This window comes from Streptomonospora halophila, from assembly GCF_039542725.1.
In the GTDB taxonomy this organism is placed as follows: domain Bacteria; phylum Actinomycetota; class Actinomycetes; order Streptosporangiales; family Streptosporangiaceae; genus Streptomonospora; species Streptomonospora halophila.
On record NZ_BAABIK010000008.1, the window covers coordinates 145,085 to 168,599 of the forward strand.

A 23,515-nucleotide genomic window follows, 5' to 3' on the forward strand; every position below is an offset into this window, starting at 1 on the left:
GAATGTCCGCATCCAATGTCTCAAAGGCGAGGATTGTCGGATTTAAAACGAAGGAATCAGCGCCGATTGAGGATTTGAGGCTCGATTGACCCCGCATGTCTGGAGTGGGCTACGGTAAGTTCCGGATCACCCCCACTGGCCGTCGCACAGGCTGTCTCCGGGCCCGATCGTCCTGCCGTGCAGCCGTGCAACGGATCAGGGTCCGACGCGGGCCGGGTTCCGCCTGCTTCCAATCGCCGACGAGGACCTGATCGATGTCAGCACGTGTATCCGAAAGAAATCAGTCGCAGCGCTCGCCGAACTCGCCGGGCCTGCAAGCCGTACTCGCATTCTGCGCCGCGGGCGTCGTTCTGGCCGCGGCCTGGTACTGGGTGGTCTCGGCCGTGCCCGGCGACGTGCGTGTGCTTATGATCACGGTCGGCTCGGTCATGGGTGTGCTGCTGGCCGGCGCCATCGCCGTCGCCACCTACCACGCTGCTGCCGCCGCCATGAGCCGCGAGCGGGCCGCTCGGGCGGAGGAGCGCGTCGCCCAAGCCGAGCACAAGACCGCCGGGCTTGAGCAGGAGCTGCGCCAGTTCGCCCATGACGGGGTCCCCGACCTGCGCCGCCGCATCCGTCAAGGGGCCACCACCGACGCCGCCATCGCCGAGTCCGCCCAGCCCAACCAGGAGGCGCTGCGCACGCTGCTCGTCCAGCTGGGCCAGACCCTCGGGCAGGCTGAGCGGCGCGGCGCCGCGGCCATGGCGGCCTGCGCCGGCGCCGCCGCGCGTGTGCAGGCGCAGGTCACCAACCTCCTCGCCCAGCTGCGCGAGCTGGAGGACCGCTACGGCGACCAGGACGGCGTGTTCGGCGACCTGCTGGAGCTCGACCACCAGGTCTCGCAGATGGGCCGGCTCGCCGACAGCTTCGCGCTGCTCAGCGGCGGCCGCTCCGGGCGCCGCTGGACCAAGCCCATCGTCATGGAGAGCATCCTCCGCGGCGCGATGGGGCGCATCTACGCCTTCCGCCGCGTGCGCATCCACTCCACCAGCAGCGCGGCCGTCGTCGGCTACGCCGCCGAGGGCGTGATGCAGGCCCTGGCCGAGCTGATGGACAACGCCGCCAACTTCTCCGCGCACAACACCGAGGTGCACGTCTACGTGGAGGAGGAGGACACCGGCGTCATGGTCACGATCGAGGACAGCGGCCTGGGCATGCGCCCGCGCGAGCGGCGCCGCGCCGACCAGCTGGTGTCCCAGCCCCACGACCTGACGAACCTGCCCGGCAGCCGCATGGGCCTGGCCGTCGTCGGCCGCGTCGCCGCCAAGTACGGGCTGACGGTCAACTTCCGGCCGTCCTCGCGCGGCGGCACCGGCGCCGTCGTCCTCGTACCGCAGCACCTCATCACCCGCCCGCGCCAGGCGCTCGACGCGCCCGCCGCCCCGCCCCCGCCGCCGCGCACCGCCGAGCCCGCCCCCGTCGCCGCGTCCTCGGCGCCCGCTCCGGCGATCGGCGGGGGCGGCGCAGGCGAGACCGGCGAGCACGCTCTGCCCAAGCGGCGCCGCGGCCAGACCCTGGCCGAGGCCGAGAGCCAGCATTCCCAGCCGCGCACCGAGCGCAAGCGCGAATTCGGCGACCCGGGCACCCGCTTCGCCGCCTTCCGCAAGACCGCCCGCGGGCGCGACGGCGCTTCGGACGACACCACCCGGTGAGATCCGGTGCCGGTCGACGCCTGCCCGTTGCAGGGCCCCGGGTGGTCGCCGGGCACCCAGCGCATACTCCGGGCACCGCACCGCCCGCATGACTCGAACGAGGAGTGGCACAGATCCCATGAGCACCGCAGACCGCGGCCTTGACTGGTTGCTTGAGAACCTGCTCGCGAAGACCCCCGGAGCCCAGCACGCGCTGGTCCTGTCCAGGGACGGGCTCAAGATGGTCTTCTCCGCCCAGCTCGACGGCGACCGCGCCGACCAGCTCGCCGCCATCGCCGCCGGCATCCAGAGCCTGTCGCTGAGCGCCTCCGCCGAGTTCGGCGACGGCAGCATCACCTCGGGCCAGGCGATGGTGGAGTTCGCCGGCGGGATTCTGCTGATCGTGCCCGCCGGTGCGGGCGCCCACCTGGCTGTGCTCGCCGAGGAGGACACCGACGTCGGCATCGTGGGCCACAACATGAACGAGCTCGTCGAGCAGCTCGGCTCCTACCTCACCGCCGACCCCAGGACACCCCAATACAGCGGTGACCCGACGCCATGAACCCCAAGCGGATCGACCGCGAGGACCCGGACCGCCTCTACACCGTCACCGGCGGTCGCAGCCGCGCCGAGGAGAGCACCTTCGACAGCGTCACGCTCGTCGTCGCCGAGTGCGAGCCCAAGGCGGGGATGCAGTCCGAGCACGTGCGGATTCTGCGGACGTGCGAGCGGCCGACGGCGGTCGTGGAGCTCTCGGCCGCCCTGGGGATGCCGGTGAGCGTGGTGAAGATCCTGCTGCGCGACCTGATGGACACCGGCCAGATCACCGTCCGCCACCCGTCCTCGGCGTCCACGGCCGCCAACGCGCACTCCCCCTCCTCCGAGACCCTGAAGCAGGTGCTCGATGCACTCCAACGCCTCTGAAGCCCCCGCGTACCAGACCCCGGCCCCGCTGTCCGCAGACGCGCAGGACGCGCTGAAGATCGTCGTCGTCGGCGGGTTCGGCGTGGGCAAGACGACCATGGTGGGAGCGGTCAGCGAGATCCGGCCGCTCAGCACCGAAGAGGTCATGACCGAAGCCGGGGTCGGCATCGACGACCCGTCGACCGTACGCAGCAAGACCACGACAACCGCGGCCTTCGACTTCGGCCGCATCACCGTCACCGACGACAAGATCCTCTACCTGTTCGGCGCGCCCGGCCAGGAGCGGTTCTGGTTCCTGTGGGACCAGCTCTTCGCCGGCAGCCTGGGCGCCGTCGTGCTCGTCGACCCCCGGCGCCTGGAGGACTCCTGGTACGCCGTCGACCGGCTGGAGGCCCACGGCATGCCGTTCGTCGTGGCGATCAACCGGTTCGAGCCGGGCCCGGGCCTCGCCGCCCTGCGCGACGCGCTCTCGCTGCCCGACGAGGTACCGCTCGTCGAATGCGACGCGCGGAGCAGGGACGACTGCAAGACGGTGCTGATCTCCCTCGTCCGCCACCTCAACCACCTGTACGCACTCTCGCCCGCCCGGGAGGGCACGCCGTGACCGACGACCACCACTCCGCAGGGTTCGCGCCGGCGGCGGACTCCCCGCTGGCCGGCTACCCCGACCACGACCAGGCGGTGCGCTTCTACGGTCCGCAGATCGCCGTGGACCCCGGCACCCTCTACCGCGACATGCGGTGGCGCTACGGCCCCGTCGCACCGATCCTGCTGGACGGCGACATCCCGGCCTGGTTCGTCATGGGATACCGCGAGGTCCACTACGTCACCAGCAACCCGCAGTGGTTCGCGCGCGACTGCCGCCGGTGGAACGTGTGGGACCACGTCCCGGGGGACTGGCCGCTGATGCCCTACGTGGGCTGGACGCCTTCGGTGATGTTCGCCGAGGCGAACGAGCACCAGCGCCGCGCCGGCGCCCTGGGCGACGCGCTCGACGCCGTGGACCGCACCGAGCTCGCGCTGATCTGCCAGCGCGTCGCCGACGAGCTGATCGACGGGTTCAGCGGCGACGGCGAGGCCGACCTCGTGGCCCAGTACGCCCACCAGATTCCGGCCCGGGTCATCGCCGAGCTGTTCGGGCTGCCGCCGGCCGACGTGCCCGTGCTGGTGCGCGACATCCTCGACTCCCTGGACGTCAAGGGCAACGCCGTCGAAGCCCACCAGCGGGTGCAGGAGCGCATGCAGCAGGTGGTCGCCGACGCCCACGCGCGCCCCGGCCAGGACGTGCCCACGCGGCTGCTGGAGCACCCCGCCAAGCTCACCGACGACGAGATCGTCATCGACCTGCTCGTCGTCATGGCGGCCGCGCAGGCGCCGACCGGCAACTGGATCGCCAACACGCTGCGGCACATGTTCGTCGACGACCGCTTCTCCGTCAGCCTCCAGGGCGGGCGCAGCAGTGCGGCGCAGGCGCTCAACGAGGTGCTGTGGCGCGACACCCCGACGCAGAACTTCATCGGCCGCTTCGCCGTGCAGGCCTGCGAGCTGGGCGGTCGGCGCATCCAGCGCGGCGACATGCTGGTGCTGGGGCTGGCGGCGGCCAACGCCGACCCGCGGGTGCAGCCCGAGGAGCAGCTGGACTCCGGCGCCAACCGCGCGCACATGTCCTTCGGCCACGGCGAGCACGGATGCCCGTTCCCCGCACCGGAACTGGCCGAGGTCATCGCCCGCAACGCCGTCGAGGTGCTGCTGGACCGGCTGCCCGACGTCGAGCTGAGCCTGCCGGCCGAGAAGCTGGAGTGGCGGCCGTCGGTGTGGATGCGCGGACTGTACGCGCTGCCGGTGGAGTTCACACCGGCGATCCCCACCGACGAGCGGGCCCTGTAGGAGCCCTTCCGGTCCCGGTGGCAGGACCTTCGCCTGCCGCCGGGCCGCACCCCGCGCGGTCCCGCACCCCGCGCGGTCCCGGCCGCACGCGCGGCCGGGGCCGCGGGGGAGGGGCGCGCTCAGGCCCCGGCGGAGACCGTGGTGCGCGGCGTGAACACCACCGGTACCCGGGCCGGGCCGCGGGTGAACACGCCCTTGTCCTCGGCCACGTAGTCGTCGGCCAGCCGGGCGTCGGGCATCGCGTCGAGCAGCATGTTGGCGGCGATCTCCACCTCGTTCTCGGCCAGCAGCGCGCCGACGCAGAAGTGCCGCCCCAGCGCGAACGCGAGGTGGCCCGCGGCGGCGGTGAACGCCGTGGAGGCGTCCAGCTCGTCGCGGAAGACGTTGAACGAGTCGGGGTCGGCGTAGCGCTCGGGGTCGCGGTTGGCGGCACCGATCAGGCAGGTCACCGTGCTGCCCGCCGGAACCTCGCCGCCGCTGAAGACGACGTCCTCGGCGGGCTGGCGCATGATCATGTGCACCGGCGGGGTGTAGCGCAGCGTCTCGGCGAAGGCCTTGGGGATCATCGAGCGGTCCTCGCGCACCGCCTCCATCTGGTCGGGGTGGGCCAGCAGGTTGGCGAACATCGCGGCGATCGCCTTGTCCGTGGTCTCCCCGCCCGCGGCCAGCAGCAGGCTGCAGAAGGCCTTGATGTCCTCGTCGCTCATCGAGGTGCCGTCGATCTCGGCCCGGCACAGCACCGACAGCAGGTCGTCGCCCTGGTCGTCGCGGCGCTCGCGGATGATCGGGATCATATACTCCGCGAACTCCTCGCGGGTGCGCAGACCGTCGGCGGCGATGTCGGGGTCCTGGGAGAGGTTGCCCAGGAACGCGATGATGCTCGTGTACCACTTGTGGAACCGGTCGTGGTCGCCCTTGTCCAGGCCCAGCATGTCCACGATGACGTTGATGGGGAAGTGCGTGGCGAACTGCGAGACCAGGTCGACCGAGCCGGCGCCGCGGAACTCGTCGATCAGCTCGCGCGCGTTGCGCTCGATCACGGGGCGGAACTTGTCGCGCAGCTCGCTGCCGCGGAAGGCGGGTGCCACCAGGGCGCGGCGAACAGCGTGTTCCCGCCCGCTGAGCTGGAGGATCGTGCGCCCGTGCACCGGTTCCAGCTGCCAGTCGTAGTTGGCGGTGGTGAACACTTCGTCCTTGAACGCCCGCTGGACGTCCTCGTAGCGGGAGACGATGTAGCTCTGCATCGGCTCGTGCCAGATGAGGGGCGCCTCGCTGCGCATGATCCGGTAGGCGGAATACGGATCGGCGTTGAACTCCGCGGAGAGGATATCGGGGATACCGGGAGTGTCCGGGACTTTGGTCATGTCTGCGCCTCACTAATGAGGGGGGACGAAGATCGACTCGTCCCAGACTAGGGAAGTCATTCGCGACGGGCCAGGCGCAACGTCCCTGAAGTGTCGGAAACCCGGACGGATCGGCTTCACATCCGTCACTGGTTTATCCTGCGTAGAATCCGATGAATCGGCGTTTGGGTGCCTGCGCGCTCGGGCACCGTCGGGATCGCGGGTGCCCCCGGGCGGTGCGGCGCGCCGGATCCCCGACGCAGTGGGCGATGCGGGCGCCCGCCCCCCGCACGGGAGCGCGGCGGGTCCGGGGGTGCGAAAGCGTCCGGTCGGGCGGGCAGAACCGCAGGTACGCGGGTTTTTCCGGACCCGCGGCGGCAGGGCCGAATGGGGGCGTGCCCGAGGTGCGTCTCGAATTCCGGACACGCTGCTGGTGTAATTCGGACGCCGGCTGGCTCCGCTATATTCGGTCGTGCCGAACGGACGGAATCGCCGGGCTGCGGATAGGCGGCTCGGCGGGCGCCGTTCTACAGTCGGGCGCGACCGCGACCGAGGCGGCCGCCGGGCCGCCGCCGATCCGCGAAAGCGCCGTCCCGGCGGCCTCCCGGCCGCCCACCGGTCCCCCCTGCGAAGGAGCAGCACCATGCCCCGCCCGCCCTTGGCACCGCCCGGACCCCGCCGCGACCGCCTCCACTGGCTGCGCCGCATCGCGCAACTGGACCCCGAGACCGACTTCCACGAGATCTACCGCATCTCCGCGGGCTACGAGTTCCCGTGGGACTACACCCGTGCGCTGGAGCTGGCGCTGTACCGCACCTACTGCGTGCCCTCGATCTCGGCATTGCTGGACGCCACCGGCGAGTTCGGCCGCCGCGGCCAGAAGCGCTACGACGACACGTCGCTGCTGATGGGCGAGATGGTCGAGCACGGCGTCGACTCCGACCGCGGCCGCGCGAGTCTGCGCACGGTGAACCGGATGCACAACCGGTACGCGATCTCCAACGGCGACATGCTCTACGTGCTGTCGACCTTCGTCTTCGAGCCCATCGACTGGATCGCCCGCTACGGGTGGCGGCCGCTGACCGCCGCCGAGCGCGAGGCGGCGCTGCGCCACTACACCGAGGTGGGCCGGCGCATGAACATCCGCGACATCCCCGCCGACCTCGACTCCTTCCGCGAGTTCAAGACCGGCTACGAGCGCGAGCACTTCCGCTACACCGACACCAACGCCCGCGTCGGCCGCGCCACGCTGGACGTCTTCCGCGCATGGTTCCCGGCCCCGCTGCGCCCCGCCGCCGACTCGGGCGTGCGGGCGCTGCTCGACGATCCGATGCTGGAGGCGTTCGGCTTCGCGCCCGCCCCGCGGTGGCTGGGGAAGGTCGTGCGTACGGCGCTGCGGGTGCGGGCGCGCGTGGTCACCCAGCTGCCGCCGCGGCGCGTCTCGCGGCTGTCCGCGGACCGGCGGAACCGGACCTACCCCGGATACCCCGACGGCTATGCGGTCGAGGATATGGGTGCGCCGGAGCCGACCGGAATCGACCCGGCGTGGCTGCGAGCGTCGGCGAGTTCGGCCTGACCGCCCTCCGCGGACCCGCCGGGTCGCGGGCCCGCGGAGGCCCGTCAGCGGGGTCGTCCGCCCGCTACCGGCGTCCGGGCAGAACCCGGCCGGGGCCGCGCCGTTCGGTGCGGTCCCGGCCGCCGCGCGCGGCCCGCCTGCGCATGTCGTGCAGGTAGTAGTCGCGCGGCAGGGTGCGCACGGTCAGCGGTAGACGCGGGTAGACCGTGCGCACGGCGGCGACGAGCCGGTCGAACCGGCGCTGGTGGATCGGCCCCCATTCCAGACCGAAACCCGCGCGGACGTGTTCGGGCAGCAGCCCGGAGGCCAGGAAGCGCTGCACCCGCACCAGTGCCCGCACCACCGGGTTGGCCGGGTGGAACAGGTCGCGCGCGATGGCGCGCGCGGTGTCGTTCACCTCGATGGCACCGATCATGTCGGCCCAGTAGCGGTCGAAGTCGGCGCGGGTGGCGGGCCAGCGGTCGGGCGGACAGCCCAGCGAGGTGGCGAACACCGCGGAGTGCCGGTAGACCTCGTCCTTGTCCTCCGGCGCCAACGGGCCGAAGACCAGCTCGTAGACGTGCATGTTGCAGGCGTAGAGCGTGGCCGCGACCCACACCTGCAGCTCCGGGTCCCGGGCGCTGTAGCCGGGCCCCGTGACGCGCTTGTGGATCGCACGCACGATCCGCGCGACGCGGTCGGCCTCCTCCTCGGTGCCGTACACCAGCCCGTAGACGAAGACGAGCGTGCCGCGCAGCCGGTCCACCGGCCGCTGGGCGAAGTCGCTGTGGTCGGCGACGCCCTGCCCGACTCCCGGATGGGCGATCTGCAGCAGGATCGCGTAGGCGGCCGCGCCCAGCACGACGGCCTCGCGGTAGACCCGCTGTGCCGGAGCCCCCGCCCGCGCGCGCCGCTTGTCCCCCACGGTCACCATGCTAGACGGATTCGCGGCCGATCCCGCCGCGGCGAGCCGGGACACGGCCGGTGCTTCGCGGGCTCCCTCGCGCAGCGCGAGAGGGAGCGTCGGGTGCCGGAGCGACTGCGACGACGCGTCGCCTTCACGAGCCCGGCGCGTCCAGCTCCAGTTCCAACAGCGCCGAGCTCAGGCTCTTGCCGTGGGAGTCCAGGAACAGCGAGGTGGTGACCGTGTCGTCGGCCGCACGCGGGCACACGAAAATCAGCGCGGGCAGGTTGTCCAAGCGGTGGCGCACCACGTCGCCCGAGACCCGCTCGGCCAGGTGCTCGGCGACCCGCTCCGGGGTCAGCGCCGCGCACAGCAGCGGGTACCGGGCGGGGTCGTAGGGGATCACCGAGACGGTGATCAGGTTGCCCTTGTCCCCGGCGCGCGCGTGGGCGATGTCGTACAGCAGGATGCTCATTCGGCCCCCTCGAAGACGACGACCTCGGTCGCGACCCGCTCGCGGGGGACGGTCGTGGACAGGACGCCCACGACCTCGGAGGTGCCCACCCGCAGGCCCCCGCCCCCCGCCGGGCCGGACGTGTACAGGGCGCTGACCTCCTCGCCCACCGCCTCGGCCGCCTCCCGGGTCCCGGCCAGTCCAGCCACCCGCAGCCGGCACTCGTAGGGCTCGGCCCCCGCGGCCAGCGCCTCGCCGTGCAGCGCGCTGTGCCCGACGACGTCGGCCCGCAGCCGCGGCAGCGCGCCCGCGAGCCGCTCGCGCACGACCTCGGCGGCGAGCCGCGCCCGGTCGAGCGCGCCGCGCCCGGCGTAGGAGATCTCGCCTTCGCCGCGGAACCCCGCCCGGTAGCCGACGCTGACCTTCAGCTCCTCGGGGCGGGCGCGCCCGCGCGCGCCGCGCACGGCCACCCGGTCGCCGCCGCGGTCGCGTACGTCCACCCCGGACATGTCCAGTGAGACGTCGGGCGTCAGATAGGCGCGGGGGTCGGTGACCTCGTAGGTGAGCTGTTCGACCACGGTCAGCCGGTCGACCCGGCCGCCGGTGCCGGGCGGCTTGGTGATCACCGCGTCGCCGTCGGCGCCGACCTCGGCGATCGGGTAGCCCAGCCGGGCCAGGCCGGGTACCGGCTTGCGCGCCGGGTCGGCGAAGTAGCCGCCGGTCACCTGCCCGGCGCACTCCAGCAGGTGGCCGACCAGCGTGCCCGCGGCCATGCGCGCCCAGTCCCCCGCCTCCCAGCCCAGCAGGTGGGCCAGGGGCGCGAGGAACAGGGAGGGGTCCGCCGCCCGCCCGGCGATCACCACCGGCGCCGGCCCCCGCAGCGCCGGAAGCAGTGCGTCGGCGCCGATGTAGGCGTTGGCCGAGACGATCTCCCCGTGCGACTCCAGCGGCGCGCCGTCCTCCCAGGCAGGAGCCGAGAGGTCGATGCGGTCCAGGACGTCGTCGCCGGTGACCGCCGCCACCGTCGTCGGCGCGCCCAGTTCCGCGCCCAGGTCCCGCACCATGCGCGCGGCCCCGACCGGGTCCGCGGCGCCGGCGTTGGTCACCAACCGGGTTCCCGTCCGGGCGAGCGGTCCCAGCAGTGCGGCCATGCGCTTGCGCAGCATCGGGTCGTAGCCGGCCCGCGGGTCCGCGAGCCTGCGCAGCGCGGCCAGCGAGACGGTGCGCTCGCCCAGGCACTCCAGGGCCACGACGTCCAGTCCCCCCTTCTCGACCAGGTCGACGGCCGGTTCGATCCGGTCGGCGGCGAAGCCCGCGCCGCAGCCGATCCGGGCTTGGTTGCTGCTCACGTGTCTCTGATCCCCCGTCGGTCGCAATGGTGGTCGGGTGCCGGCGTCACCCCGTCCACAGCGGGATCGCGCCGGTGAGAGCGGCGGCGGCCAGCACGACGAGGCCGACCAGCCAGGCCCAGGGCAGCAGGAAGCGGATGTGGCGGCCGATCGAGACTCCCGCCAGGCCGGTGAGGAGATAGAAGGAGCCGGTGAGCGGGCTGATCGGGAAGCCGACCGTCTCCTCGCCCGTGATCGAGGCCTGGGCGATGGCGCTCGCGGGCACGCCGAACGTGTCGCCGACGGCGGTGAGCACCGGCATCACCGCGAAGTAGTAGGCGTCGGGGCCGAATAGCAGGCTGAGCGGGACGGCGAGCACACCCACCAGCAGCGGCAGGGCCGGACCGACGGCGCCGGGCATGGCGCCGGTGAGCGCCTCGGCCATGGCGTCGATCATCCCGCTCTCGCTCATGACGCCGAGGAAGACCCCTGCGGCGAGCAAGGTGCTGGCCATCAGCACGGCGCCCTGCGCGTGGGCGTTGATGCGGTCGGTCTGGGCCTTGAGGCCCGTGTAGTTCAGCGGCAGCGCGACGACCAGGGCGACCATGAACACGAGCTCGGGCGAGAGCAGGCCGGAGATCAGCACGGCGACCGTGGCCGCGGTGAGGGCGGCGTTGAGCCAGAACAGCCGCGGGCGCCGCAGAGCCGCCTCCTCGGCGGAGAGTTCGCCGTCGCCGGCGGGCGCCGGCCCCTCGGCGCCCCGGGGGTCCTCGGCGGCCTCCTCGCCCCGGCTGCCGGCGGCCTCCCCGGCCGGGCCGCCGGCGGGCGCCTTCGCGGTCCGGGCGGCGGGCGCGGCGGCGGCAAGGCGGACCCTCTCGCGGCGCCCCAGCAGGTAGGCGATGGCCAGGCAGGCGGCGATCCCCACGAGCTGGGCCGGGATCAGCGGAGCCCACAGGGCGTTGGCGTCGATCCCGGTCGCCGACGCCGCGCGGGCGGTGGGCCCGCCCCAGGGGACCATGTTCATGATCCCCGCGCCCAGCCCGGTCAGGGCGGCCAGCACCAGCCGGCGCATCCCCAGGGCGTCGTAGAGGGGAAGCATCGCGGGGATCGTGATCAGGAAGGTGGTCGCTCCGGCGCCGTCGAGGTGGGTGAGCATGGCCAGCACCACGGTCGCCAGCGCAATGGTCACCGGGTTGCGGCCCGCGAATCCCAGCACGCGCCGGACGACGGGGTCGAAGAGCCCCGCGTCGCGCATCACGCCGAAGTAGAGGATGGCGAAGACGAACATCGCCGTGGTGCCGGCCACGTCGGAGATCCCGGTTTCGGCGAACTCGCCGATCTCGGCGGGGGAGAACCCGGCGATCAGGGCGGCCGCCACCGGCGCACCGACGAGCGCGACGACGGCCGAGACCCGGTTGGACAGCAGAAGTGCCAGAACGGTCGCGATGGCCGCGAAACCCATTGCTGTGAGCATGTCGACGATCCTTTGCGAAGGCGACCGGGGGAGTGATGTGCCTCACGTGGGGCTGGCCACTCATGCTTGCAAGGTGGGCGGTTGCGCGTCCAACATCAATCGGGCAAGGATCTATGCTTCGGTTGCATGGACTTGTCTTTGCGCCAGCTCCGCGTCTACGCGGCCGTGGCCCGCGCGGAGAGCTTCACCGCCGCCGCCGCGGAGCTGCACGTGGCGCAGTCGTCGCTCAGCCGCACCGTCCTGGAGCTGGAGCGGCAGCTGGGCGTGCGCCTGTTCGACCGCACCACGCGGCGGATCCGCCGGACACCGGAGGGCCGGGAGCTGCTGGAGGCGGCTGAACGCGTCCTGGCCGCCCACCGCGCGGAGATGGCCGGTCTGCAGCGCTACCTCGCGGGCGAGCGCGGCGTGGTGACCATCGCGACGCTGCCCTCGGTGGCCGCGGCGCTGCTGCCGCCGGTCATCGCGCGCTTCCGCGAGCAGCGGCCGCAGACCGCGGTGCGCATCCTCGACGGGATGTCCGAGGCCGCGCTGGAGCGGCTCGCCTCGGGCGCGGCCGACCTGGCCATCACCTTCGCCGATGGACTGCCCGACGGCCTGCGGGCCCAACCGCTGGCCGAGGACCGCTTCTTCGCGGTGCTGCCGCCCGCCCATCCGCTGGCGGGGGCCGCCGAGCTGGGCTGGGGCGACTTCAGCGGCGAGCAGTTCATCGCCGTCGGCGCCGACTCCAGCGTGCGGGCCGGCACCGACCGCGCCTTCGCCGAGGCGGCCGTGCGCCCGGCGGGCGTCACGGAGGCGGGAAACGTGTCCACGGTGGGCGGCCTGCTGGCCGCGGGGCTGGGAGTCTCAGCGATGCCGGCGCTGGTCGAGGTGCTGATGAGCTTCGCCGACTACGCCCGCGTGCCCCTGGTGCGCCCGGCGCTGGACCGGCGCCTGAGCGTGGTCCTGCCGCGCGACCGCCGGGTGCCCCCGCCGGCCCGCAGCTTCCTGGACTGCCTGCGCGGCCTGCGCGAGGAGGGTCATCCGCTTCCGGCGGACGTGCGCTGGGTGGACTGAGCCTGCGCGGCGCCGGCGTGTCGTCGACAGCGGGGCGGAGCGCCGATGCGTTCGTGGCGCATGCCCCTCGGAGGTGTGCGTTCCGGCCCCGGGTGCCGCGAGGGTCGCCGGGGGGCGCCGGGGGCGCCGGGGGGCGCACCCTTCGGCAGGAGGGGGATTCAGGTGGCTGTATGGCAGAGAACGAGCTGATTGCGACGTTTGTCCTCCGGTTCGGTTGTCCTGATGGCCGGCATCGGCCCGTTCCGCGGCCGGTAGCCCGTGCCCGAGTGCGCGACTCGCCGGGCATGAGGCGTGCGAACCTGTGAGTTCTATGTGAGTCTGACATAAGTGCATGACCGAAGCTCTTCATCGGCCGATCCGCCGGTGGCCCGGGAGCCCGCGCATGCGCGAACGGCTATGCGGGGGCGGTTATCGTGGCATTGGCCGCGTCATCGGCCTCACGGCCCGGCGGATTCCGACGGGCGCCGATACGGCCGGACACGGCGCGGCCCCGCTTTCCCGCCGGTCCGGTACACGCGTCCTTCCTCGGCTTCGGCCGCCGTGCGATCGGACGCCGGGCGGTATCGGCGTGCGCGTCCCCCTCGGGTGTGCGGCCTCGCCGCCGCGTCGTCGGCGCGGAGCGCACCGCCCTCCGGGAAGCCTCCTGGTACCGGGCGGCTTCGCGGTGGACGGCGGTCGGCCGCGGTGTGAACGACAACTATCCGTTTCCTTTGCTCCCAGTCGAAAAGAGCCATAAGTTCCATGAGCATGGATCTTCCACGCAAAATCAACTCGGCGCTCAGCGCGACCCTGGGTGTCGAGCTCCGGAGGGCCCGCAAGAAGCAGGCGCCGGCGGCGGCCAAGCCCGCGCCCAAGCCCGCCGCCGCGAAGAAGCCCAAGGAGAAGGTCCCCTTCCGGCCGCCGGAGAACCCCGAGCTGGACCGCCTGCTCGACCGCCCGGTGTTCGTCATCTCGCCGGTGCGGTCGGGATCGACGCTGCTGCGCCTGCTGCTGAACGCGCACTCGCGCCTGCACGCCCCCCACGAGCTGCACATCCGCCGCCTGGAGGTGCACTTCCGCACCAAGCTCTCCGAGCGGGCGATGGAGGCCTGCGGCCTGGAGCGCGGCGACATCGAGCACCTGCTGTGGGACCGCGTGCTCCATCGGGAGCTGGCCCGCTCCGGCAAGGACTTCGTCGTCGAGAAGACCCCGAGCAACGCCTTCGTGTGGGATCGCATCGCGGCCTGCTGGCCCGACGCCCGATTCATCTGCCTGCTGCGCCACCCCGTCTCCATCGCCAAGTCCTGGCACGAGGCCGACCCGGTCAAGCGCACCTACGACGAGGCGGCCGAGGACGCGCTGCGCTACATGAACGCGGTCCAGCGGGCGCGTGAGGGCCTGTCCGACACCCACACCGTGCGTTACGAGGAGCTGACCGCCGACCCGGCCGGCGAGCTGGGCCGCATCTGCGAGTACCTGGGCATCGACTACGAGCCCGCGATGCTGGAGTACGGCGACAGCGTCCAGGGCGACTTCACCAAGGGCCTGGGCGACTGGAAGGACAAGGTCCGCTCCGGCAGCGTCCAGCGCGGCCGCGAGCTGCCCAAGGCCTCGGAGGTCCCCGAGGCGCTGCGCGGGATCACCCGGAAGTGGGGATACCTCGACGAGTCCGGCGGCGCCGACGAGTCGGGCACCGACGAGCGCGAAGGGGTAGCGGCCTCGTGAACGCCAAGACCGAGACCCCCCAGGCGGAGGTCGCCGAGATCTGGCCGCGTGACGGAGCCGTCCGCATCGTCGGCGACCTCCTCGGAGGCGCCGCCCCCGATTCCGGACGCTGGTTCCTGCAGGCCGTGCTGCGCGACACCGACACCCGCAGGTCCTACGAGCTCCGCGTGGAGGACGGGCGCTTCGACGTCTCGGTTCCCGTGGAGGAGTTCGGTAACGCCGGCGACGGTCTGCCCCAAGAAGGGGTGAAGTGGGACCTCTACTGCGCACCCGAGGACCGGTTGGAGGAGCCGGCCGAGAAGTGGCTGCGCCTCGGCCGCCACCTCGACGACATCGCCGACAAGAAGAAGGTGATGGTCTTTCCCGCCCAGACGTCCGCCGAAAGCGGGACCGGGGTGTCGGTGCGGCCCTTCTACACGCTCTACAACAATCTCTCGGTCGAATGCCTGCCCGGCCCTTCCGACAAGGAAAACCCATGAGGATCCGGTACCTCCTGCTCAACGCGTACGGCACCGGCGGAACCATCCGCACCGTGTTCACGCAGGCCAAAACGATGGCCGGGCTGGGCCACACTGTCGAGATCGTCAGTGTCATCCGGCACCGGGACGACCCGCACTTCGACCTCGACGAGCGGGTGAAGCTGAGCGCCATCATCGACCAGCGCCCCGCGAAGGAGGACGAGCCCAAGCCGGGCCCCGTCGCGCGCTTTCGCGCATGGGAGCGCGAACGCCTGAAGCGGCTCCGCGCGGTGCACGTCCCCGCGGGCGAGTTCGCCGCCGACACGTTCACCCGCTACGTCGAGCGCGAGATCGTCCGCTACATCAAGGGCGTGCACGACGGCATTCTGGTGACCACCCGGCCCGCGCTGAACATTCTCTCCGCGCAGTTCGCCGACCCGAACCTGATCCGCGTCGCCCAGGAGCACATGAACCTGGCCACGCACCGCAAGGACGTGCAGCGGGCCATCAAGAAGTACTATCCGCGCTTCGACGCCGTCGCGGTACTCACCCACCGCGACCGCGAGGACTACGAGAAGCTCATGCCGGGCACCCGGCTCGTGCGGATACCCAACGCGGTGCACTCGATGGATCAGGAGCTCTCCGACCACAGCAACAAGATCGCCCTCGCCGCGGGCCGCCTGGCGCCGCAGAAGGGCTTCGACATGCTGATCCCGGCGTTCAAGAAGGTCACCGAACGCCACCCCGACTGGCAGCTGCGGATCTTCGGCACGGGCAAGAAGAAGGCCGAGCTGCGGGAGCTCATCGACGAGCACCACCTGTACAACCACGTCCTGCTGATGGGCCACACCGACGACATGGAGGGCGAGCTCACCAAGTCGGCGTTCTACATCCTCAGTTCGCGGTTCGAGGGCCTGCCGATGGTGGTCATCGAGGCGATGACCCACGCGCTGCCGGTCGTCAGCTTCGACTGCCCCACCGGCCCCGCCGACGTCATCACCGACGGCAAGGACGGCATCCTCGTGCCGCCCAAGGACGTCGACGCGCTGGCCGATGCGATCTCGAAGATGATGGACGACCGGGACCTGCGGGCGAGCATGGGCGCTGAGGCGCTCAAGACGGCGCAGAACTACGCGCCGGAGTCGGTGCACACGATGTGGGAGGAGCTGTTCACCGACCTGGTGCGCACCTCCGGGAAGGGCGCCACCCCCGCGGCGTGACCGCGGAGCGGCTCCGCTCCGCCTGCGCTGAACCGGGATGGCGCAGACGGCACGGGACCGGCCCGCGACGGCTCGGTTGGGGCGGCCTACAGTGGGCCGAGGCGACGGGCGGCACTCGTTGAGGGCCGCCCTCTGCCGTGTCCGCCTCCTCGCGGGTCCGCCCCCCGGCGTCCGCGGGCAGCCCCCGGCCGGAAAGGACGCCTTGTGACCCTGGCGAGCGAGTTCGACGCGGTGACGGTCGACGGCCTCCGCTCCCGCGGCGGCATCAAGTGGACGCTGCACGGCGAGGACACGCTCGGCGCGTTCATCGCCGAGATGGACTTCGGCACCGCGCCGCCGATCACCGAGGCGCTGCACGCCGCGGTCGAGCGCATGGAGTTCGGCTACCTGCCGCCGCGCGCCGTGGCGGCCATGCGCGCCGCCTGTGCCGACTGGCAGCACGACCGCTACGGCTGGAGCGTCGACCCCGCCGACGTGCACCCGACCGCCGACGTGGTCAAGGGCTTCGAGACCGCCGTCGAGCGGTTCTCCCGCCCGGGCAGCCCCGTCATCCTGCCCACCCCGGCCTACATGCCGTTCCTCACCGTTCCGCAGAGCCTGGGCCGCGAGATCATCGAGGTCCCCATGGCCCATGACGGCCGCCGCCACGTCTTCGACCTCGACGCGATCGACCGCGCCTTCCGCGCGGGCGGCCACCTGCTCACCCTGTGCAACCCCTACAACCCCCTCGGCCGGGTCTTCACCGCCGAAGAGCTCGCGGAGGTGGCCGAGGTCGTCGAACGGCACGGCGGCCGCGTCTTCGCCGACGAGATCCACGCGCCGCTGACCTACCCCGGGCACCGCCACGTGCCCTACGCGTCGGTCTCGCCGGCGGCCGCCCGGCACGCGCTGACCGCGACCTCCGCATCCAAGGCCTGGAACGTGCCCGGTCTCAAGTGCGCGCAGCTGATCGTGAGCAACCCCGGCGACGCCGCTGTCATGGCGGAGATCGGACCCGTGCTCGCCCACGGCGCGGGCAACTTCGGCGTGGCCGCCGCCACCGCCGCTTACACCGCGGGCGGGCCGTGGCTGGAGGGGGTGGTGGACTACCTCGACGGAAACCGGCGCGAACTGGCCGATCTGCTGGCCGAGCACCTGCCCGGGGTGGACTACACCCCGCCGGAGGGCACCTACCTGGCCTGGCTGGACTTCCGCGGGCTCGGGCTGGGCGACCACCCGGGCCGCGTCCTGCACGAGCGCGCCGGGGTCGTACTGGTCGACGGCCCCGACTGCGGTGCGCCCGGGCGCGGGTTCGCCCGGCTCAACTTCGCCACGCCCCGGCCCATCCTGCGTCGGCTGGTGTCCGAAATCGCCGCGGTCGCGGGCCCGGGCGCCGAACGCTCCGGCTGAGCGCCCGGGCCCGCGCGGCGCTGCCGCGCCCCCGCGCGGACGGGGGCGCGGCACCGCCTCAGAGCTGGACGACCGAGCGCAGCACGTCGCCGTGGTGCATGCGGGTGAAGGCGTCCTCGACGCCCTCCAGCGGGATGGTCTCGGAGACGAACGCGTCCAGGTCGAGCCGGCCCTGCAGGTAGAGGTCGATCAGCATCGGGAAGTCGCGGCTGGGAAGGCAGTCGCCGTACCAGGACGACTTCAGGGAGCCGCCGCGGCCGAACACGTCCAGCATCGGCAGCTCCAGCGTCATGTCCGGCGTGGGCACTCCCACCAGGACCAGGGTGCCGGCCAGGTCGCGGGCGTAGAACGCCTGCCGGTAGGTCTCGGGGCGGCCTACGGCCTCGATGACCACGTCGGCGCCGAACCCGCCGGTCAGCTTGCGCACCGTCTCGACGGGGTCCTGCTCGCCGGCGTCCACGGTGTGGGTGGCGCCGAGTCCGGCGGCGGACTCCAGCTTGCGCCGGTCGAGGTCGACGGCGATGATGCGGGCGGCACCGGCCAGGCGGGCTCCGGCGACCGCCGCCGCGCCGACACCGCCGCACCCGATGACGGCGACGCTGTCGCCGCGTCCCACGGCACCGGTGTTGATCGCCGCTCCGATGCCGGCCATCACCCCGCACCCGAGCAGCCCGGCGACGCCGGGCGGGGCCTCGGGGTCGACCTTGGTGCACTGGCCCGCGGCCACCAGCGTCTTGTCGCAGAAGGCGCCGATGCCGAGGGCGGGGGAGAGGGGCGTACCGTCGGTCAGCGTCATCGGCTGGGCGGCGTTGTGGGTGTCGAAGCAGTACCAGGGGCGGCCGCGCTTGCAGGCACGGCACTGCCCGCAGACCGCGCGCCAGTTGAGCACCACGAAGTCGCCCGGCGCGACCTCGGTGACCCCGTCGCCGACCGCCTCCACCAGGCCCGCGGCCTCGTGGCCGAGCAGGAAGGGGAACTCGTCGCTGATGCCGCCCAGCTTGTAGTGCAGGTCGGTGTGGCACACCCCGCACGCCTGCACGCGTACCACGGCCTCTCCGGGGCCGGGATCGGGAACGAGGATGGTCTCCATCTCGACGGGTGCGTCCTTGGTCCGCGCGACGACTCCGCGCACTTCCTGCGTCATCCGGCCATGCCCTCTTTCGTTGCCGCCTTGCCCTGATGCCGTGCTTCGCCGCCGAGGCAGCGGGCGAGCGCTGCGGGACCCCGCGCCCCGCACCTCCCTGAGGCCATGGTGGCCAGTCGGCGCCACCGCGTCTACCACCCGTGCGGAGGAGGAGATCCGCGCCCCCGGTCCGTTTTCCCGGCCGGCGCCGACTTCCGGCCGGCCGCGCCCGGCCGCGCCGAGGGCGCGGCCCGCCGGCCGGTTGCAGGCGGGAGCCACGGTGCGGGTGTGAGCCGGGGCACCCGTCGGTGCCCGCGGGGCCGACAGGGTAGGAAGGTTGCCATGACAGAAACGACGGACACCTCGCCCGGTTGGCTCTCCCGCACCGATATCGAGGATGCGCGCGGACGGCTGCCCATCGTCTACGTCAACGCGGTGCCCGTCCGCGTCGACGAGTCCGGTTCGGTGGCGAGCGTCGGCCTCCTCCTGGGAGTAGCGCCCGACGGTTCCATCAGCCGCGCTCTGGTCTCGGGCCGGGTGCTCTACCACGAGCGGCTCAGAGACGCCCTGCTGCGCCACCTGGAGAAGGACCTCGGGCCGGTGGCGCTGCCGCACGTGCCCGCCTCGCCGCAGCCGTTCACCGTGGCCGAGTACTTCCCCACCCCGGGTATCACCCCCTTCCACGACCCCCGGCAGCACGCGGTCTCACTCGCCTACGTCGTGCCGGTCACCGGGGACTGCCGGCCGCGCCAGGACGCGCTCGACCTGGTGTGGTTCTCGCCGGAGGAGGCGGCCGGCGAGGGCGTGCAGCAGGAGATGAGCGGGGGGCAGGGCGTGCTGCTGCGCCAGGCGCTGGCCCACGTCGGCCTGGTCCCCTGAGGGCGGGCGCGCTCAGCCGGCTCCGCCGCCGGCGCCGCGCAGGCGGGTGTTCTCCTCCTGCAGGTCGAGGATGCGGGCGATGCCGGCGAGGTTGACCCCCTCCTCGGCCAGTTCGGCGATGCGGCGGAGCCGGGCGATGTCGTTGTCGCTGTACAGGCGCGTGCCTCCGTCGGTGCGCGCGGGGGAGAGCAGTCCGCGCTGCTCGTACAGCCGCAGCGACTGGGGAGCGATCCCGGCGAGGTCGGCGGCGACCGAGATGGTGTAGAGGGCCCGGTCGGGACCGGGGCGGCCGTCGGCGGTCATCGGCGGGGGGCCTTTCGCGGTGGGGGGAGCAGACCGCTGAGCCGGTGGAGCGCGGCACGCTGGTCACCGGTCAGGGGCCCGGCGGGCACGTCCAGGGTCACCTCCAGCAGCAGGGCGCCGGCCGAGGCGCCGGGGGCGCGGGCGGGCACACCCCGGCCGGGTACGCGCACGGTGCTGCCCGGCATCGTACCCGGGCACACGGCCACGGTGATCTCCGATCCGTCCAGCGCCGCAACCCGCGCCTCGGTGCCGAGCACCATCTCGGCGTAGCCGAGCACCAAGGGCGCACGCAGGTCGTCGCCGTCGCGGCGGAACACGGGGTGCGCGGCCACCCGCACGGTCGCCACCAGGTCGCCGGGCGGCCCGCCGTGCGCGCCGGCCGATCCGCGACCGCGCAGCCGCAGTCGCGCGCCGTCGCCGGTGCCGGGCGGCACGGCGACCTCCAGGCGGGCGCCGCCGGCCGCGTGCAGGGAGGCCGTACCGCCGTAGACGGCCTGCGCCAGCTCGACGCGCAGTTCGGCGTGTGCGTCGCGCCCGCGCCGGGGACGGGGCCGGCGCACCCGCACCGGGATCGACACGCCCCGCTCCGGTCCTGCGCCGGCCTCGCCGTCTGCGTCCGCGCGGCCCCGGGACAGCGCCTCGTAGGCGTCGCGGATACGGGCGTAGGAGTCGCGGTCGCCGGTCGGGGAGTCGGGGTGGCGGCTCCGGGCCAGCGCGCGGAAGGCGCGGGAGATCTCCTCCCGGCTCGCCGTGCGGTCCACCCCCAGAACCGTGTAGGGGTCCTCCGAAGAGGACATGTTCCTTCCCTCCCCGAGTTGAACTCTCTTTTGCGTTCGAGGTGTTTATTCTCCACCAGCCGTGGTATAAAACCTGCGTCTCTTCGCATCAGGTTATGCATTCGACAGTGGAGGTGACCATGATGCTGATGCGTACGGACCCCTTCCGCGACTTCGACCGCATCACCCAGCGCCTGCTCGGCGACACCGCCCGTCCGGCGGCGATGCCCATGGACGCCTACCGGGACGGCGACCACTTCGTGATCCACTTCGACCTTCCCGGAGTCCGGCCCGACTCGATCGACCTGGAGATCGAGCGCAACGTGCTGACCGTCAGGGCCGAACGGGCCGACACCGCACAGCAGGGACGGGAGATGGTCGCGGCCGAGCGGCCGTCGGGCACCTTCTCCCGGCAGCTGTTCCTCGGGGAGACCCTGGACGCGGACAACATCGCCGCCGACTACGCGGACGGTGTGCTCACGCTGCGCGTCCCCGTCGCCGAACAGGCGAAGCCCCGCAAGATCAACGTCAGCGGAGGCGACCAGGCGCGCCGGATCAGCGCCTGACACCCGCGGGGCAGACCGCGAAGGCGGGGCCGGAGGTTCGCCCGACCGGTCCCGCCTGACGCGTCCGCGCCGGCCGAGCGGCGTCCGAGAGCTTTCCGGCAGCGGCAAGAGTGCCGCCGCGACGAAAGGAGACCCGTGTCCGCGACGACGAACACGCTTCGAAAGACCCGCGCCGCCGTCGAGTACGCGCTGCGCGGCGCCACGACCGATGCCGCCCACCTGCGGCTGCTCGACCTGCTGCACGCGCTGAAGGGCTACGAGGAGGCCCTCGGCGGCGACCCGGCCGGGATCGCCCCCCGGCTGGAGCGCCTGCGCACCGCCGTGGCCCGGGTGGCGGCCGACTCGCGCGTCCGGGGACCGGTCGATGCCCCGGCCGCCGCGACCGTCCGCGAACTCGACGAGAACCTCTCCCGCGTCCTGTGGGGCCGCCTGGGACGCGAGCCGGCCCGATTGGCGAGCTGAAGCGGTGCGGGCCGCGCTGGCGCTCCGCGGCGGCGGCCGCGGCCGCCGCCGCGGAGCGCGCGGTGCGGCGCACCCGAGGCGCCGGGGCGAGCGCGGTGGAGCGCTGAAGTGGCGGTCCGCAAAGTCGCAATCCGGCTCGCCCCTGAAACGGGTGAAATCGGGTGAGAGCCGCACAACACCGGGAATGCTGACAACCGAGGCCAATCGAGGTCCTGCGTAGCGATCCGATCGAGGCGGCGGTATGGGCGAGTCCCGCAGCAGGCACCGCAGGCGGCACCGCGCGCGCAGTGTAGCGCTCTCCGCGCTCGCGGCCGTGGTCGTTCTGGTGGCGGCCACCGGCGGAGTGGCGCTGTGGCGCACGGAGACCTACGACGACAACATCGAGCGCATCGTCGGCGCCCTGCCGTCGAACCGCGCCTCGGCCGAGGCCGACCCCGGTGAGAACTGGCTGCTGGTGGGCTCGGACCTGCGCGGCGATGCGACGGTCGGCAAGTGGCGCAGCGGCGAGTCGGGCTCCGACGTGATCATCCTGCTGCACATGCCCGAGGACTCCGAGCGCGCCTTCGCCGTCTCCTTTCCGCGCGACGCGTGGGTCGAGGTGCCCGGCCACGGCAATGCCAAGATCAACGACGCCTATCGGCAGGGCGGTCCCCGACTGCTCGTGCGCACGGTCGAGGAGCTCAGCGGCGTCGCGATCGACCACTTCGCCGCCCTGGACTTCCACGGGTTCGAGCGGATGGTCGACGCGCTCGGCGGTGTCACGCTGGACCTGCCGCACGCGATCCACGACCCCACCAACGGCTGGCACTGGCCGGCGGGCGAGAACCACATGGACGGCGAGGAGGCGCTGCGCTTCGTCCGCGAGCGCAAGGGCCTCTCCGGCAGCGACATCGACCGTGTCGAGCGCCAGCAGGTGTTCCTCAACGCGATGGCCGAGAAGGCCGCGGAGTCCGACCTGGCCTCCGACCCGCAGCGGCTCGACCGCCTGCTGACGGCCGCCAGCGAGTCCATGGCCGTCGACGACCAGGCCGACGCCGCGACGCTGCGGGCCGCCGCGCTGCGGCTGCTCGACACCGGGCCCGAGCGGATGACCTTCGCGACCCTGGCGGTCACCGAGCCCGCGTGGATCGACGGCCGGAACGTGCTGCGCCTGGACGAATCCGTCAACGACGGGCTCTTCGAAGCGCTGGAGGAGGACCGGCTGCAGGCCTACATCGACAAGCACGGCCTGGCCAACGACGCCGAGCGGCTGGGCTGAGACCGGCGGCGCGCCCGGCCCGGGCGGGACCGGCGGGAGCGCGCCGGAACCCGACGGAGGCGCCTGCGCCCCCGCTCAGGCCCCGGCCGCCTCGGCCAGGGCGCGGAAGACCAGTGCAGTGGAGGCCGCACCCGGGTCCAGATGGCCGACGCTGCGCTCGCCGAGGTAGGACGCGCGGCCCTTGCGCGCCTGCAGGGGCTCGGTCGCGCGCAGGCCCTCGTCGGCCGCGTCCGCCGCCGCCCGGGCGGCCTCGTCCAGCCGGCCGCCGGAGCCTGCGACCCGCGTGAACGCGTCCACGGCCGGCGCGAACGCGTCGACCATCGTCTTGTCGCCGGCCTGCGCGCCGCCCAGCCGGCGCACCTCCTCGAGTGCGGCCGACAGCGCGGCGCCGACCTCCTCGGTTTCGGCGCGCTCGGCGGCCAGCCGCTTGCCCGCGGCGCGGAAGGCCGAGCCGTACAGCGGCCCCGAGGCGCCGCCGACCTTCGATACCAGGGTGGTGCCGGTCTTGGTCAGCACGGCGCCGACCGACTCGGGGCTCATGGCGCCCACGGCGTCGACGGCCGCCGCGAAGCCGCGCTGCATGTTCGCCCCGTGGTCGCCGTCCCCGATGGCGGCGTCCAGTTCGCCCAGCCGCTCCCGGTCGCGCTCGACGGCCGCCCCGATCGCCCGCACCCAGGCGCGCGCGAGTTCGATGTCCACCGGCGTCTCCCAACCCTCGTCATGTGTGTCGTCGCCTACCCCACACAGCATGCCCCGCCGCGGCGGCGGTGCCACCCGCCGGGCGT

24 protein-coding genes are annotated in these 23,515 nt (G+C 72.9%); 15 read left to right on the forward strand and 9 right to left on the reverse strand.

From position 1 onward, the window contains the following. Positions 1 to 254: 254 nt before the first annotated feature. The 5 genes from ABEA15_RS09405 to ABEA15_RS09425 all read left to right on the forward strand — a co-directional run bounded on the left by ABEA15_RS09405 (position 255) and on the right by ABEA15_RS09425 (position 4,481). Positions 255 to 1,691, forward strand: coding sequence for a sensor histidine kinase (locus tag ABEA15_RS09405; protein ID WP_344143395.1), 1,437 nt, complete (start codon positions 255 to 257; stop codon positions 1,689 to 1,691). 118 nt (positions 1,692 to 1,809) lie between these two features. Then, entirely contained in the window at positions 1,810 to 2,232 is a 423-nt protein-coding gene (locus tag ABEA15_RS09410) for a roadblock/LC7 domain-containing protein (protein ID WP_344143394.1), read from the forward strand. Beyond that, positions 2,229 to 2,594, forward strand: a complete 366-nt coding sequence (locus ABEA15_RS09415) for a DUF742 domain-containing protein (RefSeq protein WP_344143393.1) — start codon at positions 2,229 to 2,231, stop codon at positions 2,592 to 2,594. Before ABEA15_RS09410 ends, ABEA15_RS09415 begins: the two co-directional genes overlap by 4 nt. After that, positions 2,575 to 3,198: a GTP-binding protein gene (locus tag ABEA15_RS09420; RefSeq protein WP_345556317.1), complete on the forward strand. Its 624-nt coding sequence runs from the start codon at positions 2,575 to 2,577 to the stop codon at positions 3,196 to 3,198. The genes ABEA15_RS09415 and ABEA15_RS09420 overlap by 20 nt, the downstream gene beginning before the upstream one ends. Then, complete coding sequence (locus ABEA15_RS09425) at positions 3,195 to 4,481, forward strand: cytochrome P450 (protein WP_386699271.1); 1,287 nt, start codon at positions 3,195 to 3,197, stop codon at positions 4,479 to 4,481. Before ABEA15_RS09420 ends, ABEA15_RS09425 begins: the two co-directional genes overlap by 4 nt. Before the next feature lie 119 nt (positions 4,482 to 4,600). On the opposite strand, the gene ABEA15_RS09430 is transcribed toward ABEA15_RS09425, so the two are convergent. After that, positions 4,601 to 5,845, reverse strand: coding sequence for a cytochrome P450 (locus tag ABEA15_RS09430; RefSeq protein ID WP_345556318.1), 1,245 nt, complete (start codon positions 5,843 to 5,845; stop codon positions 4,601 to 4,603). Between the two features lie 622 nt (positions 5,846 to 6,467). Here ABEA15_RS09430 and ABEA15_RS09435 point away from each other — a divergent pair. Beyond that, the gene (locus ABEA15_RS09435; protein ID WP_345556319.1) at positions 6,468 to 7,400 is read left to right on the forward strand and encodes an oxygenase MpaB family protein; all 933 of its coding nucleotides are present in this window, start codon (positions 6,468 to 6,470) and stop codon (positions 7,398 to 7,400) included. 64 nt (positions 7,401 to 7,464) lie between these two features. On the opposite strand, the gene ABEA15_RS09440 is transcribed toward ABEA15_RS09435, so the two are convergent. The 4 genes from ABEA15_RS09440 to ABEA15_RS09455 all read right to left on the reverse strand — a co-directional run bounded on the left by ABEA15_RS09440 (position 7,465) and on the right by ABEA15_RS09455 (position 11,539). After that, positions 7,465 to 8,304: an oxygenase MpaB family protein gene (locus ABEA15_RS09440; protein ID WP_344143388.1), complete on the reverse strand. Its 840-nt coding sequence runs from the start codon at positions 8,302 to 8,304 to the stop codon at positions 7,465 to 7,467. 133 nt (positions 8,305 to 8,437) lie between these two features. Then, positions 8,438 to 8,758: an AtuA-related protein gene (locus tag ABEA15_RS09445; protein ID WP_344143387.1), complete on the reverse strand. Its 321-nt coding sequence runs from the start codon at positions 8,756 to 8,758 to the stop codon at positions 8,438 to 8,440. Then, positions 8,755 to 10,086, reverse strand: coding sequence for an acyclic terpene utilization AtuA family protein (locus ABEA15_RS09450; RefSeq protein ID WP_345556320.1), 1,332 nt, complete (start codon positions 10,084 to 10,086; stop codon positions 8,755 to 8,757). Before ABEA15_RS09450 ends, ABEA15_RS09445 begins: the two co-directional genes overlap by 4 nt. Positions 10,087 to 10,132: 46 nt before the next feature. After that, positions 10,133 to 11,539 (reverse strand): CitMHS family transporter, encoded by a 1,407-nt coding sequence (locus ABEA15_RS09455; protein ID WP_345556321.1) that lies wholly within the window; start codon positions 11,537 to 11,539, stop codon positions 10,133 to 10,135. A gap of 126 nt (positions 11,540 to 11,665) precedes the next feature. Between ABEA15_RS09455 and ABEA15_RS09460 the strand changes: the two genes are divergently transcribed. The 5 genes from ABEA15_RS09460 (at position 11,666) to ABEA15_RS09480 (ending at position 17,363) form a co-directional block, all read left to right on the forward strand. Further along, positions 11,666 to 12,592 carry a LysR family transcriptional regulator gene (locus ABEA15_RS09460; protein ID WP_345556322.1) on the forward strand — a complete coding sequence of 309 codons (927 nt, stop codon included), beginning with the start codon at positions 11,666 to 11,668 and terminating at the stop codon, positions 12,590 to 12,592. A 741-nt stretch (positions 12,593 to 13,333) separates the two neighbouring features. Further along, the gene (locus ABEA15_RS09465) at positions 13,334 to 14,296 is read left to right on the forward strand and encodes a sulfotransferase family protein (RefSeq protein WP_345556323.1); all 963 of its coding nucleotides are present in this window, start codon (positions 13,334 to 13,336) and stop codon (positions 14,294 to 14,296) included. Continuing rightward, entirely contained in the window at positions 14,293 to 14,775 is a 483-nt protein-coding gene (locus ABEA15_RS09470; protein WP_345556324.1) for a hypothetical protein, read from the forward strand. The genes ABEA15_RS09465 and ABEA15_RS09470 overlap by 4 nt, the downstream gene beginning before the upstream one ends. Further along, entirely contained in the window at positions 14,772 to 15,974 is a 1,203-nt protein-coding gene (locus ABEA15_RS09475) for a glycosyltransferase family 4 protein (RefSeq protein WP_344143378.1), read from the forward strand. The genes ABEA15_RS09470 and ABEA15_RS09475 overlap by 4 nt, the downstream gene beginning before the upstream one ends. Positions 15,975 to 16,178: 204 nt before the next feature. Next, positions 16,179 to 17,363, forward strand: a complete 1,185-nt coding sequence (locus ABEA15_RS09480; RefSeq protein ID WP_345556325.1) for a MalY/PatB family protein — start codon at positions 16,179 to 16,181, stop codon at positions 17,361 to 17,363. Between the two features lie 58 nt (positions 17,364 to 17,421). On the opposite strand, the gene ABEA15_RS09485 is transcribed toward ABEA15_RS09480, so the two are convergent. Beyond that, entirely contained in the window at positions 17,422 to 18,507 is a 1,086-nt protein-coding gene (locus tag ABEA15_RS09485; protein WP_344143376.1) for an S-(hydroxymethyl)mycothiol dehydrogenase, read from the reverse strand. A gap of 321 nt (positions 18,508 to 18,828) precedes the next feature. On the opposite strand from ABEA15_RS09485, the gene ABEA15_RS09490 reads away from it, so the two are divergent. Beyond that, complete coding sequence (locus ABEA15_RS09490; RefSeq protein WP_344143374.1) at positions 18,829 to 19,365, forward strand: NUDIX hydrolase family protein; 537 nt, start codon at positions 18,829 to 18,831, stop codon at positions 19,363 to 19,365. Positions 19,366 to 19,377: 12 nt separating this feature from the next. On the opposite strand, the gene ABEA15_RS09495 is transcribed toward ABEA15_RS09490, so the two are convergent. Together ABEA15_RS09495 and ABEA15_RS09500 are read right to left on the reverse strand one after the other, a co-directional pair. Beyond that, complete coding sequence (locus ABEA15_RS09495) at positions 19,378 to 19,668, reverse strand: MerR family transcriptional regulator (RefSeq protein ID WP_344143373.1); 291 nt, start codon at positions 19,666 to 19,668, stop codon at positions 19,378 to 19,380. Then, positions 19,665 to 20,465 carry a DnaJ C-terminal domain-containing protein gene (locus ABEA15_RS09500; RefSeq protein WP_345556326.1) on the reverse strand — a complete coding sequence of 267 codons (801 nt, stop codon included), beginning with the start codon at positions 20,463 to 20,465 and terminating at the stop codon, positions 19,665 to 19,667. Before ABEA15_RS09500 ends, ABEA15_RS09495 begins: the two co-directional genes overlap by 4 nt. A 119-nt stretch (positions 20,466 to 20,584) precedes the next feature. Between ABEA15_RS09500 and ABEA15_RS09505 the strand changes: the two genes are divergently transcribed. From ABEA15_RS09505 to ABEA15_RS09515, 3 genes are all read left to right on the forward strand, one after another. Then, on the forward strand, positions 20,585 to 21,010 hold the full coding sequence (locus ABEA15_RS09505) for an Hsp20/alpha crystallin family protein (protein ID WP_344143552.1): 426 nt from the start codon (positions 20,585 to 20,587) through the stop codon (positions 21,008 to 21,010). Between the two features lie 135 nt (positions 21,011 to 21,145). Continuing rightward, positions 21,146 to 21,472 carry a hypothetical protein gene (locus ABEA15_RS09510; protein ID WP_345556327.1) on the forward strand — a complete coding sequence of 109 codons (327 nt, stop codon included), beginning with the start codon at positions 21,146 to 21,148 and terminating at the stop codon, positions 21,470 to 21,472. Between the two features lie 241 nt (positions 21,473 to 21,713). After that, positions 21,714 to 22,730, forward strand: a complete 1,017-nt coding sequence (locus ABEA15_RS09515) for an LCP family protein (RefSeq protein ID WP_345556328.1) — start codon at positions 21,714 to 21,716, stop codon at positions 22,728 to 22,730. A gap of 75 nt (positions 22,731 to 22,805) precedes the next feature. Here the strand turns inward: ABEA15_RS09515 and dhaL are convergent, their stop codons facing one another. Continuing rightward, positions 22,806 to 23,429, reverse strand: coding sequence for a dihydroxyacetone kinase subunit DhaL (gene dhaL / locus ABEA15_RS09520; protein ID WP_344143368.1), 624 nt, complete (start codon positions 23,427 to 23,429; stop codon positions 22,806 to 22,808). Between the last annotated feature and the right edge of the window lie 86 nt (positions 23,430 to 23,515).

What these genes read in the sequence shown, in the direction of transcription:
- ABEA15_RS09405 (WP_344143395.1), top strand. Translation starts at nt 255, where the DNA reads ATGTCAGCACGTGTATCCGAAAGAAATCAGTCGCAGCGCTCGCCGAAC.
- ABEA15_RS09410 (WP_344143394.1), top strand. Translation starts at nt 1,810, where the DNA reads ATGAGCACCGCAGACCGCGGCCTTGACTGGTTGCTTGAGAACCTGCTC.
- ABEA15_RS09415 (WP_344143393.1), top strand. Translation starts at nt 2,229, where the DNA reads ATGAACCCCAAGCGGATCGACCGCGAGGACCCGGACCGCCTCTACACC.
- ABEA15_RS09420 (WP_345556317.1), top strand. Translation starts at nt 2,575, where the DNA reads ATGCACTCCAACGCCTCTGAAGCCCCCGCGTACCAGACCCCGGCCCCG.
- ABEA15_RS09430 (WP_345556318.1), bottom strand. Translation starts at nt 5,845, where the DNA reads ATGACCAAAGTCCCGGACACTCCCGGTATCCCCGATATCCTCTCCGCG.
- ABEA15_RS09435 (WP_345556319.1), top strand. Translation starts at nt 6,468, where the DNA reads ATGCCCCGCCCGCCCTTGGCACCGCCCGGACCCCGCCGCGACCGCCTC.
- ABEA15_RS09445 (WP_344143387.1), bottom strand. Translation starts at nt 8,758, where the DNA reads ATGAGCATCCTGCTGTACGACATCGCCCACGCGCGCGCCGGGGACAAG.
- ABEA15_RS09455 (WP_345556321.1), bottom strand. Translation starts at nt 11,539, where the DNA reads ATGCTCACAGCAATGGGTTTCGCGGCCATCGCGACCGTTCTGGCACTT.
- ABEA15_RS09460 (WP_345556322.1), top strand. Translation starts at nt 11,666, where the DNA reads ATGGACTTGTCTTTGCGCCAGCTCCGCGTCTACGCGGCCGTGGCCCGC.
- ABEA15_RS09465 (WP_345556323.1), top strand. Translation starts at nt 13,334, where the DNA reads ATGAGCATGGATCTTCCACGCAAAATCAACTCGGCGCTCAGCGCGACC.
- ABEA15_RS09475 (WP_344143378.1), top strand. Translation starts at nt 14,772, where the DNA reads ATGAGGATCCGGTACCTCCTGCTCAACGCGTACGGCACCGGCGGAACC.
- ABEA15_RS09485 (WP_344143376.1), bottom strand. Translation starts at nt 18,507, where the DNA reads ATGACGCAGGAAGTGCGCGGAGTCGTCGCGCGGACCAAGGACGCACCC.
- ABEA15_RS09490 (WP_344143374.1), top strand. Translation starts at nt 18,829, where the DNA reads ATGACAGAAACGACGGACACCTCGCCCGGTTGGCTCTCCCGCACCGAT.
- ABEA15_RS09495 (WP_344143373.1), bottom strand. Translation starts at nt 19,668, where the DNA reads ATGACCGCCGACGGCCGCCCCGGTCCCGACCGGGCCCTCTACACCATC.
- ABEA15_RS09500 (WP_345556326.1), bottom strand. Translation starts at nt 20,465, where the DNA reads ATGTCCTCTTCGGAGGACCCCTACACGGTTCTGGGGGTGGACCGCACG.
- ABEA15_RS09505 (WP_344143552.1), top strand. Translation starts at nt 20,585, where the DNA reads ATGATGCTGATGCGTACGGACCCCTTCCGCGACTTCGACCGCATCACC.
- ABEA15_RS09515 (WP_345556328.1), top strand. Translation starts at nt 21,714, where the DNA reads ATGGGCGAGTCCCGCAGCAGGCACCGCAGGCGGCACCGCGCGCGCAGT.